General features: G+C 71.0%; 14 protein-coding genes and 2 pseudogenes. 10 read left to right on the top strand and 6 right to left on the bottom strand.

What is annotated here, in order from left to right:
• The first annotated feature begins 106 nt into the window (after nucleotides 1–106).
• Nucleotides 107–1813 carry an IS1182 family transposase gene (locus BLW82_RS09255; RefSeq protein ID WP_256215724.1) on the top strand — a complete coding sequence of 569 codons (1707 nt, stop codon included), beginning with the start codon at nucleotides 107–109 and terminating at the stop codon, nucleotides 1811–1813.
• A 131-nt stretch (nucleotides 1814–1944) separates the two neighbouring features.
• Here the strand turns inward: BLW82_RS09255 and BLW82_RS09250 are convergent, their stop codons facing one another.
• Nucleotides 1945–3339 (bottom strand): outer membrane protein assembly factor BamB family protein, encoded by a 1395-nt coding sequence (locus BLW82_RS09250; protein WP_093498334.1) that lies wholly within the window; start codon nucleotides 3337–3339, stop codon nucleotides 1945–1947.
• 558 nt (nucleotides 3340–3897) lie between these two features.
• Nucleotides 3898–4095, bottom strand: a pseudogene (locus BLW82_RS09245) (CorA family divalent cation transporter); the annotation flags it as partial.
• A gap of 441 nt (nucleotides 4096–4536) precedes the next feature.
• Here BLW82_RS09245 and BLW82_RS09240 point away from each other — a divergent pair.
• Nucleotides 4537–5346, top strand: a complete 810-nt coding sequence (locus BLW82_RS09240; RefSeq protein WP_093498333.1) for a COG4705 family protein — start codon at nucleotides 4537–4539, stop codon at nucleotides 5344–5346.
• Nucleotides 5347–5455: 109 nt separating this feature from the next.
• Here BLW82_RS09240 and BLW82_RS09235 read toward each other — a convergent pair whose 3' ends face one another.
• Together BLW82_RS09235 and BLW82_RS09230 are read right to left on the bottom strand one after the other, a co-directional pair.
• Complete coding sequence (locus tag BLW82_RS09235; protein WP_093498332.1) at nucleotides 5456–5650, bottom strand: hypothetical protein; 195 nt, start codon at nucleotides 5648–5650, stop codon at nucleotides 5456–5458.
• Nucleotides 5651–5757: 107 nt separating this feature from the next.
• Nucleotides 5758–5997, bottom strand: a pseudogene (locus BLW82_RS09230) (DUF302 domain-containing protein); the annotation flags it as partial.
• A gap of 181 nt (nucleotides 5998–6178) precedes the next feature.
• Here BLW82_RS09230 and BLW82_RS09225 point away from each other — a divergent pair.
• Genes BLW82_RS09225 through BLW82_RS09215 form a run of 3 tightly spaced genes read left to right on the top strand, consistent with a single transcriptional unit; the run spans nucleotide 6179 to nucleotide 8722 of the window.
• A complete protein-coding gene (locus tag BLW82_RS09225; RefSeq protein ID WP_093498330.1) occupies nucleotides 6179–7540 on the top strand; it encodes an MBL fold metallo-hydrolase in 1362 nt (453 codons plus the stop codon).
• A 52-nt stretch (nucleotides 7541–7592) separates the two neighbouring features.
• Nucleotides 7593–7979, top strand: coding sequence for a rhodanese-like domain-containing protein (locus BLW82_RS09220; RefSeq protein ID WP_093498329.1), 387 nt, complete (start codon nucleotides 7593–7595; stop codon nucleotides 7977–7979).
• On the top strand, nucleotides 7976–8722 hold the full coding sequence (locus tag BLW82_RS09215; RefSeq protein ID WP_093498328.1) for a sulfite exporter TauE/SafE family protein: 747 nt from the start codon (nucleotides 7976–7978) through the stop codon (nucleotides 8720–8722). The genes BLW82_RS09220 and BLW82_RS09215 overlap by 4 nt, the downstream gene beginning before the upstream one ends.
• Before the next feature lie 19 nt (nucleotides 8723–8741).
• On the opposite strand, the gene BLW82_RS09210 is transcribed toward BLW82_RS09215, so the two are convergent.
• The gene (locus tag BLW82_RS09210; RefSeq protein ID WP_093507948.1) at nucleotides 8742–9029 is read right to left on the bottom strand and encodes a metal-sensitive transcriptional regulator; all 288 of its coding nucleotides are present in this window, start codon (nucleotides 9027–9029) and stop codon (nucleotides 8742–8744) included.
• 81 nt (nucleotides 9030–9110) lie between these two features.
• Between BLW82_RS09210 and BLW82_RS09205 the strand changes: the two genes are divergently transcribed.
• Nucleotides 9111–9698 (top strand): rhodanese-like domain-containing protein, encoded by a 588-nt coding sequence (locus tag BLW82_RS09205; RefSeq protein ID WP_093498327.1) that lies wholly within the window; start codon nucleotides 9111–9113, stop codon nucleotides 9696–9698.
• Between the two features lie 49 nt (nucleotides 9699–9747).
• Here BLW82_RS09205 and BLW82_RS09200 read toward each other — a convergent pair whose 3' ends face one another.
• Nucleotides 9748–10014, bottom strand: a complete 267-nt coding sequence (locus BLW82_RS09200; RefSeq protein ID WP_371131317.1) for a thioredoxin family protein — start codon at nucleotides 10012–10014, stop codon at nucleotides 9748–9750.
• Nucleotides 10015–10110: 96 nt separating this feature from the next.
• Between BLW82_RS09200 and BLW82_RS09195 the strand changes: the two genes are divergently transcribed.
• The 4 genes from BLW82_RS09195 (at nucleotide 10111) to BLW82_RS09185 (ending at nucleotide 13094) form a co-directional block, all read left to right on the top strand.
• Nucleotides 10111–10926, top strand: coding sequence for an NAD(P)/FAD-dependent oxidoreductase (locus BLW82_RS09195; RefSeq protein WP_256215723.1), 816 nt, complete (start codon nucleotides 10111–10113; stop codon nucleotides 10924–10926).
• 56 nt (nucleotides 10927–10982) lie between these two features.
• A complete protein-coding gene (locus BLW82_RS45300; RefSeq protein ID WP_256215722.1) occupies nucleotides 10983–11108 on the top strand; it encodes a hypothetical protein in 126 nt (41 codons plus the stop codon).
• 283 nt (nucleotides 11109–11391) lie between these two features.
• A complete protein-coding gene (locus BLW82_RS09190) occupies nucleotides 11392–11619 on the top strand; it encodes an SHOCT domain-containing protein (RefSeq protein ID WP_093498326.1) in 228 nt (75 codons plus the stop codon).
• A gap of 146 nt (nucleotides 11620–11765) precedes the next feature.
• Entirely contained in the window at nucleotides 11766–13094 is a 1329-nt protein-coding gene (locus tag BLW82_RS09185; RefSeq protein ID WP_218162359.1) for a multicopper oxidase family protein, read from the top strand.
• The last annotated feature ends 41 nt before the right edge of the window (nucleotides 13095–13135 follow it).

Here is a 13135-nt window from a genome sequence, read left to right as displayed (position 1 = left end):
GCACTAGCTTGACTCTGTCGGGGATCTTGGAGTTTCCCGGTGCGGCAGCGTGGTCGACGGGATGATTAGGGAGTTCCGCCGACCGTTGCAGCTGTCGAGGTGCCCGTTGTCCCTGCGCCCCCGTTCCGGTGAGCACGTTCCGCCTCTGACCGCGCGGGTCGCGCGGGCGAGCAACCCGGGCGGCACGACGGCGATATGGGTGCGGGACCGGCTGGACGGGCTGTGGCGCGACGAGGACTTCGCGGACTGGTACCCCAGGGACGGGCGTCCGGGGCTCTCGCCCGCTCAGCTGGCCACCGTCTGTGTGCTGCAGTTCCTGCTCGGGCTGTCGGACAGGCAGGCCGCCGAGGCGGTCCGCTGCCGCATCGACTTCAAGTACGCGATGGCCATGGAGCTGGACGATCCGGGCTTCCACCACAGTGTGCTGGGCGACTTCCGTGATCGTCTCGCCGAGGACGGCCGTGCCGACCGCCTCCTCGACATCGCACTGGCCCGCCTGAAGGAGGCCGGACTGGTGCGCGAGCGCACCACGCAGCGCACCGACTCCACGCACGTCCTGGCCGCGGTGCGTGACCTGACCCGCCTGGAGCTGGTCACCGAGGCGGTTCGCGCCGCACTCGAAGAGGTCGCAGGTGTCTCTCCTCATCTGCTGGACGAGCTGGTCGACGAGGGCTGGGGGCTGCGCTACGGCCGGCCGGTCCGCCTGGGGAAGAACCCCATCAAGCCCATGACCAGGATTCTTGCCACCGGGAACGACGCCGTCCGGCTTCTGGAACACCTCTACCGGCATGGAGCGGACCGCATGTCTGGTCCTCGCATCCAGGCTCTGCGGCAGATCATGGTGCAGAACTATCACCGTGATGCCGCGGGACAGCTGCGCTGGCGCACCGCCGAGAAGGAAGGCGGGGCAGGTCTGCCGCCGTCGTCGAGGGCGATCGTCTCGCCCTACGACACCTCGGCTCGCTACGCGTGGCACGGACACATCATCAGCTGGAAGGGGTTTGCCGCTCATCTGACCGAGACCTGTGCTGCAGATGGCCCCAACGTGATCACGGATGTCGCCACCACCGCGGCCACCACCCACGACAGCCAGGTCCTGCCTGGCATCCACACCCGCCTCGCCCGACGCGGCCTGCTGCCCGCCGAGCACCTGGTCGACGCCGGCTACACCTCTCTGCCCCACCTGGAACAGGCCGCCCGTGAACACCAGGTCACCGTCTCCGGTCCGCTGAAGAGCAACCCCACCCGCCAGCACCGCCGAGGCGAGGGCTTCGCCCGGGACGACTTCCACATCGACTACGACCGCAGGCAGGTCACCTGCCCCCAGGGACAGGTCAGCGCGGGCTGGCACGGCCCTTACCCGACCTCCTCGCCCACCGCCGCCCCGCTGATCGTCGCACGGTTCACCAAAAGCCAGTGCCGCCCCTGCCCGGCCCGCACCCAGTGCACCAGCACCGCCGACAACGCCCGCACCGTGGGCTTCCCCCCACGAGAGCTCCGTGACCTGCAACTCCGCGTCCGCGCCGAGCAGCAGACGCCCGAGTGGAGGACGCGTTACGCGGTCCGCTCCGGAGTGGAGAGCACTGTCAACGAGTTCGCCCACGGGCACGGTATGCGGCGCTGCCGCTATCGAGGACAGGGGAAGGTCCATGTCCAGCACGTGTTGACGGCCATCGCCGTCAACATCGAGCGCCTCGGCGGACTGTCACCGGCTGAGGAAGCCCCCACACCCCGCCAGCCGACTGCCTTGCAGAACTACCTCGACCAGCGCGAGATCCCTCGCCCGAAGTCCTGGCGGACCCTGGGTAGTTGACTCCACCGACACCAAGATCCCCGACAGAGTCAAGCTAGTTGAGAGCAGCCGTGTACCGATAACACGGACTGACAGCGCGGCCGTCCGCAAGCTCCTTGCTTCCCGCGGGCCGCCCGGCCGCGGTCACTGCGTCAGTGCAGTACGCGCACCGGGGCACTCTTTTCGAGAATCTGCTCGGTGCCGTCCTCGCACACTATGACGAGGTACCCCGCCGGATCGTGCCACAGGTCGGCCTGACCGACCTGCCACACGTCGCGCAGGACGTAGCTGTGGGTGCGGTGGCCGGTCGCGGCGTCGACGCGTACCGCGGTGTCGACGGTGAGCGCCCATACGCTGCCGCCGTCGGCCGCGATGCCGTTGGCATGGTCGTCCAGCGACGAGGTCCACAGCCGTGCGCCGCTGGCCAGAGAGAACGCGACCAGGCGGCCCTTGGCGCTGCGGACCGGGCCGTGCGCGTTGCTGCTGTAGCTGATGTCGCCCGGCTTCTCGCCGGACGTGACGAGCGTGTCGCCGACTACGACCGCGCCGTACGCGGGCCGGGCCGAGAAGGTGAGCATGTCCGGCAGTTCGGTCAGCGGGATCGTCAGATCCATATCCGGCTGGGAGAGCGGGACGCGGGCCCGCAGCCGCCCGTCGTCGCCGTAGCTCAGTACGGCGTGCAGCCCGCGGGTGGCGTGCTCGTCGGCCCACACGGTCGCCGGCGCGGCGGACAGCACGGCGAGGTGGTCGAGATCGCCGGTCACCGGAAGCCCAGCCTGCCAACGGACTCGGCCGGTAGCGGCCGTCATCACGGTCAGCCGCGGCGCGCCGTGCGGGCACCGGTCGGCGGTCACGACCACGCCGGGGCCGCCACCGGCGACGAGCGGCACACAGCCGGACCCACTCGGCCCCCGCCAGCGGATGCTCCCATCGCTCAGGCCGGCCGCGTACCAGCCGCGCGCATCGTGCATCACGGCCACGTCGCCCGCGACCGCCATACCGCCCGGTCCTTCTGCCAGGTCGACCGTGTCGTCCTGCGGGTCACCGAGCCGCGCGGTCCACCGCGTGGTGCCGGTCGCCAGGTCCAGTGCGGCCGCCGTCAGGCACGGGTCGTCCTGGTGTGCGTAGCCGACCAGGCCGGTGCCGGAGCCGGTTTCGCGGCTCATCGCGCACACCACGTCGGTGCCGGGCGGCGACCATCGCCAGGCGACCGCGCCGGTTGCCACGCGGTAGGCCACGACCTGGTCCGAGCGCACCCGCATCACCAGCCCACCGTGCAGCCAGTCCCCGACCGCCTGCACATCGGCCGGGCGGTCGGCCGGGGCCGTCCAGACCGGGGTCATCTGCTCGAAGTCGGCCAACCGGTAGTCCAGCGCCGCCAGGAGCGCGCCCGCGACGAGTGTGCCGACCAGCGCCTTCCAATTGCGCCGCACCGCCTGGGGCGCCGCGGCGAGCACCGCCGCACCACCGGCCACCGCGGCGGCGGTAGCCGGCACCGTACGGTGCCACGTCCACCCGACGTACTCGCACACGACAAGCACGGTCATACCGATGAGTGCAAACCACCCGACGCCGGCCAACCGGCCCAAAACCGTGGCCTTCCCCGCCCCAGCGGCGCCCTTACGCATCTCCGTCAATGCGCCCCCTCCCCACCCTGGACCAGTCTCCCATCCCCTACCCACCCCCACCCCGCCTGGGCCCCACCTGCCCGTGCTGCCCAGGGACGCGGGGAACTGAGCGACCAGCACCACAGATGGCGATACATGATCTGCCGTAAGGCACCCAGAGCCTCCACGACCAGCACCCTTCACCCAGCACAACTCGTGAAACGGGCATCGACCCGCGTACCGCCCTCTGAGTCCTCCGCGACTGCTCCTGTCCCCACGGCGGAACGCCCAGTGGACTCCTTGGGCGAGGGGACGGTGCCGCGATCACGCCGCCGTCCTTCTCGTCCCGCAAGCTCATGGCGGACGGCAAGCGGCCGGTGTCGGTCGGCGTCTGGTTCGCGCTCGGTCACTTCAGCCTGGTCGTCGCGACGGCCACGGGCTCCCGGCGGTTGTGTCCGCCCCCGGGAGGCCTGGTGTGGGCCCTCGGCGGCCGGTTGCTCAGAGCCAGTCCTTCCGCTTGAAGATGAGGTACAGGCCGGTGCACACGACCGCCATCAGGACGACCGCGAAGGGGTACCCGAGGGCCCAGTGCAGCTCAGACATCTCCCGGAAGTTCATCCCGTAGATCGTCCCGACCAGCGTCGGGGCGAAGAGGATGGCCGCCCACGAAGAGATCTTCTTGAAGTCGTCTACCTGGTGGCGTTGACCTGCGGAGATGCGGCTCCAGTCGCCTCTGGCCTGCACGGATGACTCTTTCCGCGTCTTTCGGGGGCGTGCCGCGTTACGCAGTCGATTCTCCCCACGCGCTCCCCAGGGCGGCTCATACTCCCCAGATTCTCCCCAGCGGAGGTCTGCTGGAGGGCACACGTGATGCCGCGCCCATGCTTGGCTGACGCCGGACGGTAGTCACGGCGGGTGACTTGTGGTCTGTCGTCCGTCGGAGGCCAGCGGAAGGCGTGGGAGCGCAGCCCCCTCAGCGCACCGTTGACTGTGCGGGTGCTTCGTTCGGCTCCGACTGTCTGGCCGAGGCTGGTGCGCCGAGCGAGTCTGTCCACAAGCCTCTTTCTGCGTGGGGTGCGTCCGACTGTGTGTCACCGCGCGCCTGTGCATCTGGGAGCAGTGGTGAGCAAGGTTGCGGTGAGCAAGTTGCCGATGGTCGGCGTGCTTTTCTGGACGATCAAGATCGTGGCAACCACGTTGGGTGAGTCGGCATCGAACTTCGTGTCGATGGCGCCCCTGAACCTGGGCTACGCCACCGGCGCCGTCATCTTCCTGGTCGTCTTCGCCCTCACCCTGACGGTGCAGCTGAGGATCGACCGGTTCCAACCGGTGGTGTTCTGGTCGGTGATCCTGACGACCAGCATCGTGGGCACGGCCATGTCGGACTTCATGAACCGCACCGCCGGGTTGGGCTACGCCGGCGGCGCGGCCGTGCTGACCACCCTTCTGGTGCTCGTGCTGATCGGCTGGCGGGCGACCGGGCAGACCATGGACGTGGAGCGCATCGCCACCACCAAGGGCGAGATCCTGTACTGGACCGCCACCCTGGTGTCCAACACGCTGGGCACCTCCAGCGGTGACTTCCTCTCCGACGGTCTGGGCATCGGTTTCCGGGACAGTGCTCTCGTGCTGTCCGGGGCGATGCTGCTGATCCTCGCCGCCCACTACTTCACCCCGATCTCGGGCACGGTGTTGTTCTGGGCGGCCTACGTGCTGACCCGTCCCCTCGGTGCGGTCGCGGAGAACGCCGTGGAAAAGCCCGTCGCACAGGGCGGCCTCGGGGTGGGAACCACCATCACCTCCGGCGTTCTGCTGGCTGTACTGGTGATGCTGGTGGGCTACCAGCAGCTCACCCATCAGCAGAAGACGCGCACGTCGGAGGGCGTCCCACCGACCGGTGGTCGACACGATCACCGGCCTGGGAAGCGCGCCCCGAGCCGCAGATGACGATCGTTGCCCACCGTAGGAAGCGTTCGCACCGAAACGTCGGACTGACGGGTGAGTTCGCCGTCCGTCACCGCGGAACCAGTGCGGTACGGCATCGCGGGCATGAGCGTCAGGCGGCGGCCGGGTGCCGCCCGGGCACGGTGGTCAGGAGGTGGCCGATCCGGCCGTGGTAGCCGAGCAGGGTGCGGGGGGAGTCCAGGGCAGCCGCACCGACCAGGACCGCGGTGCCGTCGGGGCCGGGACGGGTGATCCGCAGTGGGCCGGCGGTCGTCTGGCAGCAGCATCCGCCCTGGCCAGAGGCCACGCGGCCGCAGGCGGTACGGGTTGTCCAGTCCTGTTGGGCCGCTGGGGCCGGCCCCCGGCGGCCGTGGTCCTTACCGCCCGCCGTCAGGCGGTCGGCTCGGCCGACATGAGCAGCAGGCCGATGGAGCGGTCTGTCTCCAGGGCGCGGTGGGCCAGGGGCGGGTTGCAGGCGCCGAGGATGACGTAGTCCTCCATGTCCTCTGCGGCGCGGCCGAGCTTGGCCTTGAGGGTCGCGGTGACGTCGATCTCGGTGAGGATGCCGAAGCCCTGGGCGGCGAGGGCGTCACGGGTGCGGGCGACGGCGGTGGCGAAGTCGGTGTCCAGGTGGACCGTGCGGTCGTAACGCATGGCGGTGATCCCTGCCTTCGTGTCGGCTCGCGTGGACGGGACGCGTGTCCCGTCTTGTGCGAGAGGCGCTCGTGTGAGGTCAGCCGCGCTCTCCTCGCCTCCAATAATACCCCCGGGGGTACTCGTGATACCGTCGAAGACATACCCCCTGGGGTAATTCTTCGCTGGATGGGAGTACCTCATGTTCTTCGTCGACACGATCGAGGTGTCGGGGCTCGGCAACCGCAGCTATCTCGCCGGTGGTGAGCGCTCGGCCGTGGCTGTCGACCCGCCCCGCGACGTCGACCAGGTCATCGCGGCAGCCGCCCGGCGCGGAGTGCGGATCGCGTACGTCGTCGAGACGCATGTCCACAATGACTACGTCACCGGCGGCCTGGAACTCGCCCGGGTCACCGGCGCCGCCTACCTCGTGCCCGCCGCGGCTCGCGTCTCGTTCGAGCGGGTGCCGGTGCACGACGGCGACCGTGCGGAGGTAGACGCCGATGCCGGCCTGGCGGTGCGTGCGCTGGCGACGCCCGGCCACACCCCGCACCACACCGCCTACGTGCTGGAGGAGAACGGCACGGCGGTCGCCGTGTTCACCGGCGGCTCGCTCCTGATAGGCAGCGTCGGGCGCCCCGACCTGGTCGAGCCCCGGCTGACGGAACACCTCGCCCGCGCCCAGCACGCCTCCGCGCACCGGCTGGCCGCCGAGCTGCCCGACGAGACGGCCGTGCTGCCCACCCACGGCTTCGGCAGCTTCTGCTCGTCGTCCCAGGCCGCGGGCAGCGACACGACCATCGGCAAGGAGAAGGCGTCCAACGAGGCCCTCACCCGGGACGTCGACACCTTCGTGGCCGGCCTGCTGGCCGGCCTGGACGACATCCCCGCGTACTACACGCACATGGGCCCGGCCAACGCCGCCGGACCCGCGCCGGTCGACCTGACCCCGCCCGCCGTCGCCGACGCCGACGAGATCGCCGCCCGGTTGGCCGCGGGGGAGTGGGTGGTGGACCTGCGCAACCGCGTCGCCTTCGCCGAAGGGCATGTCGCGGGCTCCTTCAACTTCGAGGCTGAAGGACAGCTCGCCACCTATCTGGCCTGGCTGATTCCGTGGGGCAAACCGGTCACGCTGCTCGCCGGGTCGCCGGAGCAACTCGCGGCGGCCCAGCGTGAGCTGGTCCGGGTGGGCATCGACCGCCCGGCCGCGGCGGCCACGGGCGGGCCGGCCGGCTGGGTGCGTGAGGGTGAGGTGCCGGCCTCCTTCCCGAGGGGCACCTTCGCCGACCTCGCGGAGCGCATCGCGGACGTCGTCGTCCTGGACGTGCGCCGGGCCTCGGAGCGGGCCGGCGGGTTCGTCGAGGGCTCGGTCCACATCCCGGTCCACGCCCTGCACCGCCGCCTGGACGAGGTGCCCGACGGCGAGGTGTGGGTGCACTGCGCGGGCGGCATGCGCGCCGCCGTCGCCGCCTCCCTGCTGGACGCCGCGGGCCGGGACGTCGTCGCGTTGGACGACTCCTTCGACATGGCCGAGCGGGCGGGACTCACCGTCCGCACGCCCTGACGCAACGACCGGACTTCCGTACCGACATGGGAAACAGGAGCGAGAGACCGAGATGGGCATATTCCGACGAGCCCGGGGCGGCCCGGGGCGCGTGAGCGTGCAGGAGGCGGCCGTGCGTACCGGGCACGGTGGCGCCGACGGCTCCGGTGACGCCGTACTGGTGGACGTACGCGAGCCGTACGAGTGGCAGGCGGGGCACGCGCCGCGTGCCGTGCACCTGCCGCTGTCCGCGCTGGCCGCCGGGGCGGGGCTGCCCGATCGCGCGCAGGCCCGGCCCCTGGTCGTGATCTGCCGCTCCGGCAACCGCTCGCTGCGGGCCGTCGAACTGCTCGTCGCCCGCGGCTCGGAGGCCGTGGACGTGATCGGCGGGATGCGGGACTGGGCGCAAGCAGGGCTGCCGGTGGTCGACGGGCGCGGCCGGGAAGGCACCGTGGCGTGAGCGCGGTCATACTCGCCCTGGCCGCCGGTGCCGTCATCGGCCTCGCGCTTGGCGCGCTCGGGGGTGGCGGCAGCGTGCTGGCCGTCCCGGCGCTGATCTATCTGCTCGACTTCAGCCCCGTCGCGGCGACCACCGCCAGCCTGGTCATCGTCACGCTCACGTCGGTCACCGCGCTGGTCGCGCACGCCCGTGAGGGGCACGTCCGGTGGCGTACGGGGCTGCTGTTCGCCGCGGCCGGGATCGGTCCGGCGCTGGTGGGCGGCGCGCTCGCCGCCCACATCTCCGCTGCCGTGCTGACGGCGGCCTTCGCCGTGGTCGCGGGAGCGGCCGCCGTGCGGATGCTGCGATCCCGACAGGCCGCGCAGGACACTGTGACGGTACGGCCGGGGCGCGCCGCGGCGGCCGGCGCCGGGCTCGGCGCGGTCACCGGTGTCCTCGGCGTCGGCGGGGGTTTCCTCGCCGTACCGGCGCTGGTGGGCGTGCTCGGCATGCGGATGCGCAACGCGGTGGGCACCAGCCTGCTGGTCATCACCGTCAACTCCCTCGCCGCGCTGACCAGCCGCGCCGGTACGGTCGAGGTGCTGGACTGGACGGTCGTCGGCCCCTTCGTCGGGGCCGCGATCCTCGGCGCCTGGGACGGCAAGCGACTGGCCGCGAAGGTCTCGGGACACACGCTTCAGCGGATCTTCGCCCTGGTGCTGCTGGCGGTGGCCGGCTTCATGCTCGTCGACGCGGTGCTGTGAGGCACACCGTGCCGCCTGCTCACGCCAGGGACAGGAACAGCTTCTCCAGCCGGGCCCGCATCGCCTCCGGGTCCTCGCCGTTGTTACGGCCGGACTCCATGTCCGCCACGCATCGCTGAAGGCCCGTCGCGATGATCGCGAACCCGGCGCGGTCCAGTGCACGGGAGGCGGCCGCGAGCTGCGTGACGACCTCCTCGCAGTCCCGCCCCTCCTCGATCATCCGGATCACTCCGGAGATCTGACCCTGTGCCCGGCGCAGCCGGTTCAGCACGGACTTCAGCTCCGCACCTGCAAGATCCAGTTCCACGATCACTCCTCAAGAAATACCCCTAGGGGTACTGTACGTCCCGGTTCGGGACGGCGTCGACCACCAAGGATCACACCTGCCATGACACATTCCCCCGCCCCCGTCGCCCTCGGCACCGACCAGGCCCGCACCCGGCTGCACGCTCTCACCGTCATCGACGTGCGTACGCCCGCCGAGTACGCCTCAGGGCACCTGCCCGGCGCCGTGAACATCCCTCTCGACCACGTCCGGCGGGCGCTGCCCGAGATACGGCACGCCGCCGAGCGCGGCGACGTCCTCGTCGTCTGTGCCTCCGGCGCCCGCTCCGAGAAGGCCTGCAAGCTCCTGGCTGAGCAGGGCATCACCACGACCACCCTCGCCGGCGGCACCAGCGCCTGGGCCGCCGAGGGGCACGACCTGCACACGCCGGCCGCCTGCGACACACGGGCCGCCTGGAGCATGGAACGCCAGGTGCGCTTCACCGCAGGCACCCTGGTCCTGCTCGGCGTCGTCCTCGGTGTCTTCGTGCACCCGGCCCTCCTGCTGATCTCGGCCGGTGTCGCGGGCGGCCTGGTCTTCTCCGCCGTCACGAACACCTGCGGCATGGCGGCCGTGCTCGGCAAACTGCCGCACAACCGCCCGCGCGCGACCGACCTGGACGCCGCGCGCGCTGCCCTCCGCAACCGCTGATCCCTGCGCTCCAGGGGCACCCTTGAAAACTCCGTGGGTGCCCCGAGCGTCAGTTTGCTCCCGCCGAGCCCGCGGCCTTCCGGCGCATGTCCTCCATGTCGGCGGCCCGGATCCCGGCGATGAGCTCCTCCAGCGCCCGAAGTGGAAGCGTGCCCGGCTGCGAATACAGGACGGTTCGGTCGCGGACGGCGACGAGGGTGGGGATGGATGAGATCCGGAACGCCCCGGTGACGGTGGGCTGCGCTTCGGTGTCTACCTTGCCGAAGACGATGTCCGGGTGGCGCTCGGCAGCCCGTTCGTAGACGGGGCCGAACATCCGGCAGGGTCCGCACCAGGCCGCAGCGGGCGGCTTGCGTACCGCCGTAGCCCCGCTTCGAGTCCGGCGAGGTCGACGTGCCCATCGGGATCCTCGGTGGCCGGCGCGACCGGGCTGCATGAGGCGCTGGAGCGGTTTGACGGCGGCCGCGTCGTGATCGACGTCGCCGATCTGCCGGTCAAGTGCCCTGTGGCGCCCTTGGAGTTCGCGTTCCTCGCCGACTGGTACTTCCAGCGGCGTGGCATCCGGGACCGGGTCGAGCTGACATACGCCACCCCGCTAGACGCGGCCTTCACCAAGCCGGTCGCCGCGAAGGCGCTGGGCGGGCTGCTGGCGGACAAGGGCATCGAGCTGGTCGCCGAGTTCACGCTCGGCCGGGTCGACGGCGCCGGCGGCCGGCTGGTGTCGTACGACGAGCGGGAGCTGCCGTTCGACCTGGCGGTCGTCGTTCCGCTGCACGGGGGCGCGGAGTACGTGGGCCGCTCCGAGGGGCTGGGCGACGAGCTGGGCTTCGTCCCCGTCGACCCGCACACCCTGGAGCACATCGACCGCCCCGAGGTGTTCGCGATCGGGGACGCGGCAGGTCTGCCGGCGTCCAAGGCGGGGTCGGTGGCGCACTTCGAGGGCGAGGTGCTGGTGCACAACATCGGCCGGTTCCTGGCCGGGCAACCGCTGGACGCCTCCTTCGACGGGCACACCAACTGCTTCGTGGAGACACTTTACCGGCGAGAGAAGCACGGTGGCTCGCGCGCGAGCCTTCGTCCTCGACCTCTGTCTCCCATACGGTCTCGTCGTACCACTGGGCACCGGTCGGGCAATACCACTGCCGGCTCGGCGATCCACCGTCACCCGTCCCTGAGCCCTTCGCCGGCATGCTGCTGGACTACCTGGGCCGGCGGCCGAACACCATGACCGCGACCAATCCGGGCGCCCGATGGCTCTTCCCAGGCCGACGGGCCGGACAACCCATGACCCCGGACACCCTCGAAATCCGCCTCCGCAACCTGGGCTTCCCCACCCAGCGAGGACGCATGTCGATCCGCCATCTCGTACTCCAGGCCCCCACCCCCGTGGTCGCCCGCATGCTCGGCTAGCACGACGACACCACCGCCCAACTCGCCGCCGAGAGCGGAGGGACCTGGCGGCACTATGCCCCCGGCGACCACTCACGGTGAGCATGAGCCCTCATCAAGCACGCGACTCACGAGCACACGAGGCCGCCAGATTTTTCTCGGGGAACCGCCTGGTACGCCCCGTCGCAGCCGTTGCCGAGACGTTGAACTTTGCAGGTCGGGGCCGTCGCCCCGACGGCGATCCGGCGGCGGTCTTAGCCTTGGGGTACGCGAGGCGTTTCCTGGGCAAGGAGCGTGATCGGCCATGACAGGCAGTGGTTGGATCATGGGCCTGATGTGGAGCTGGCCGGTGTTCATCGTGGCCGGCCTGCTTACCGGCTTCGTCGTGGTGCGGCTGATACAGGAGGGACTCACGTCCCCGCCCGCACCTCGTTCGGTCGGCTCGGCAGCACGGCGGATCCTCGACGAACGCCAGGCTCGCGGAGAAATCGACGAGGACGAGTACCGGCGTCGCCGGAGTCTGTTGCCGTGAGCGGCCGGCCGATCAGCCGACGCCAGGCGTTGGCGTTGCTCGGACTCGGTACAGCCGGCGTGGCGGCCGGCACCGCGGGGTGGGCAGCCGGTGCGGGCGCGCCCACCGACCGGAACCGCGCGCAACCTGGTGCCTCCGGGGAGCGTTTGCGTCAGCCGCAGGTGGCGGCCAGCCGCGGCGGGGTGCTCGACGTGACCCTCACCGCTGCCCCGGGAGCCCGACTGGCCGGCCGGGACACGTCGGCGTGGGCGTTCAACGGCACCTGCCCGGGGCCGACCCTGCGGGTGCGGCCCGGGGACCTGCTGCGAGCGCGGCTGATCAACCACATCGACCAGCCGACGAACCTGCACACCCACGGCCTGCATGTCTCCCCGCAGGGCAACAGCGACAACCCGTTCGTCACCGTCGAGCCCGGCGACAGCTTCGACTACGCCATCGCCGTCCCGACCGACCACCCGACCGGCACGTTCTGGTACCACCCGCACCACCACGGCACCGTCGCCGACCAGATCTTCGCCGGCCTGGCCGGAGCGCTGCTGGTCGGCGGCGGTCCCGACCCGGATGTGCCGGTGACCGACGACCTGGTCCTGCTGGTCACCGACATCACCCTGGACGGGGCCGGCCGGGTCGCCTCGCCGAACATGATGGCCAGGATGATGGGCCGCGAGGGCGAGCTGGTGCTGGTCAACGGCCAGCACCAGCCGGTCATCACCGCCGCGCCCGGGGCAGTGCAGCGGTGGCGGGTCATCAACGGCTGCGTCTCCCGGGTGCTCGCTCTGCGTCTGGAAGGTCATCGTGTGACTCAGGTCGCCCTCGACGGGGTGTTCCTGCCCGCCCCGGCCGATCGGGACCAGGTGGTGCTGGCTCCGGGAAACCGTGCCGACCTGCTCGTGCGTCCCACCCGCAGCGGCCGGTACGCGCTGGTCAGCGAACCGTACGACCGCGGCAGCCTGGGCATGATGGGCGGCATGACGGACAGCGGCCCCTCCGCCGGCGGCCCGGTCACGCTGGCGGCCCTGGCCGTGTCCGGAGCCGTCACGGCATCGGCCGCTTTGCCCGCGAGGCTGCCTGCCCCGTCGATCCCGTCGGACAGCGTGAGCAGACGGCGTCAGATCACCTTCGCGATGGGCATGGGCGGGATGGGCATGGGCGGCGGGATGGCCTTCACCATCGACAGGCGCACCTTCGACCCCGGGCGCGACGACCAGACCGTCGCGCTCGGCACCACCGAGGAGTGGACCGTGGTCAACACCAGCCCCATGGACCACGCGTTCCACCTGCACGCCTGGCCGTTCCACGTGCTGACCAGTGCACCTGCCGCAGGCGTGCTGCAGGACGTCGTCCTGGTGCCGGCCCGGAGCTCGGTGCGACTTCGTATCCCGTTCACCGACTACCCCGGCCGCAGCGTCTACCACTGCCATGTCCTCGACCACGAGGACCTCGGCATGATGGCCACCGTCAACGTCCGCCCCTGACGGGCTGACCTGCGCGTTGCACCGGCGACAGTCGGTTCGGC

The sequence above is a fragment of the Streptomyces sp. Ag109_O5-10 genome (assembly GCF_900105755.1).
Taxonomy (GTDB): Bacteria; Actinomycetota; Actinomycetes; order Streptomycetales; family Streptomycetaceae; genus Streptomyces.
The sequence above is the reverse complement of the archived record's forward strand: the minus strand, read 5'-3'. Positions and strand labels throughout refer to the sequence as shown.

Excerpts from the sequence above, each read along its gene's own strand:
- BLW82_RS09250 (WP_093498334.1), bottom strand. The coding sequence starts at position 3,339 with ATGACCGTGCTTGTCGTGTGCGAGTACGTCGGGTGGACGTGGCACCGT.
- BLW82_RS09225 (WP_093498330.1), top strand. The coding sequence starts at position 6,179 with ATGTTCTTCGTCGACACGATCGAGGTGTCGGGGCTCGGCAACCGCAGC.
- BLW82_RS09220 (WP_093498329.1), top strand. The coding sequence starts at position 7,593 with ATGGGCATATTCCGACGAGCCCGGGGCGGCCCGGGGCGCGTGAGCGTG.
- BLW82_RS09205 (WP_093498327.1), top strand. The coding sequence starts at position 9,111 with ATGACACATTCCCCCGCCCCCGTCGCCCTCGGCACCGACCAGGCCCGC.
- BLW82_RS09200 (WP_371131317.1), bottom strand. The coding sequence starts at position 10,014 with ATGTTCGGCCCCGTCTACGAACGGGCTGCCGAGCGCCACCCGGACATC.
- BLW82_RS45300 (WP_256215722.1), top strand. The coding sequence starts at position 10,983 with ATGACCCCGGACACCCTCGAAATCCGCCTCCGCAACCTGGGCTTCCCC.
- BLW82_RS09190 (WP_093498326.1), top strand. The coding sequence starts at position 11,392 with ATGACAGGCAGTGGTTGGATCATGGGCCTGATGTGGAGCTGGCCGGTG.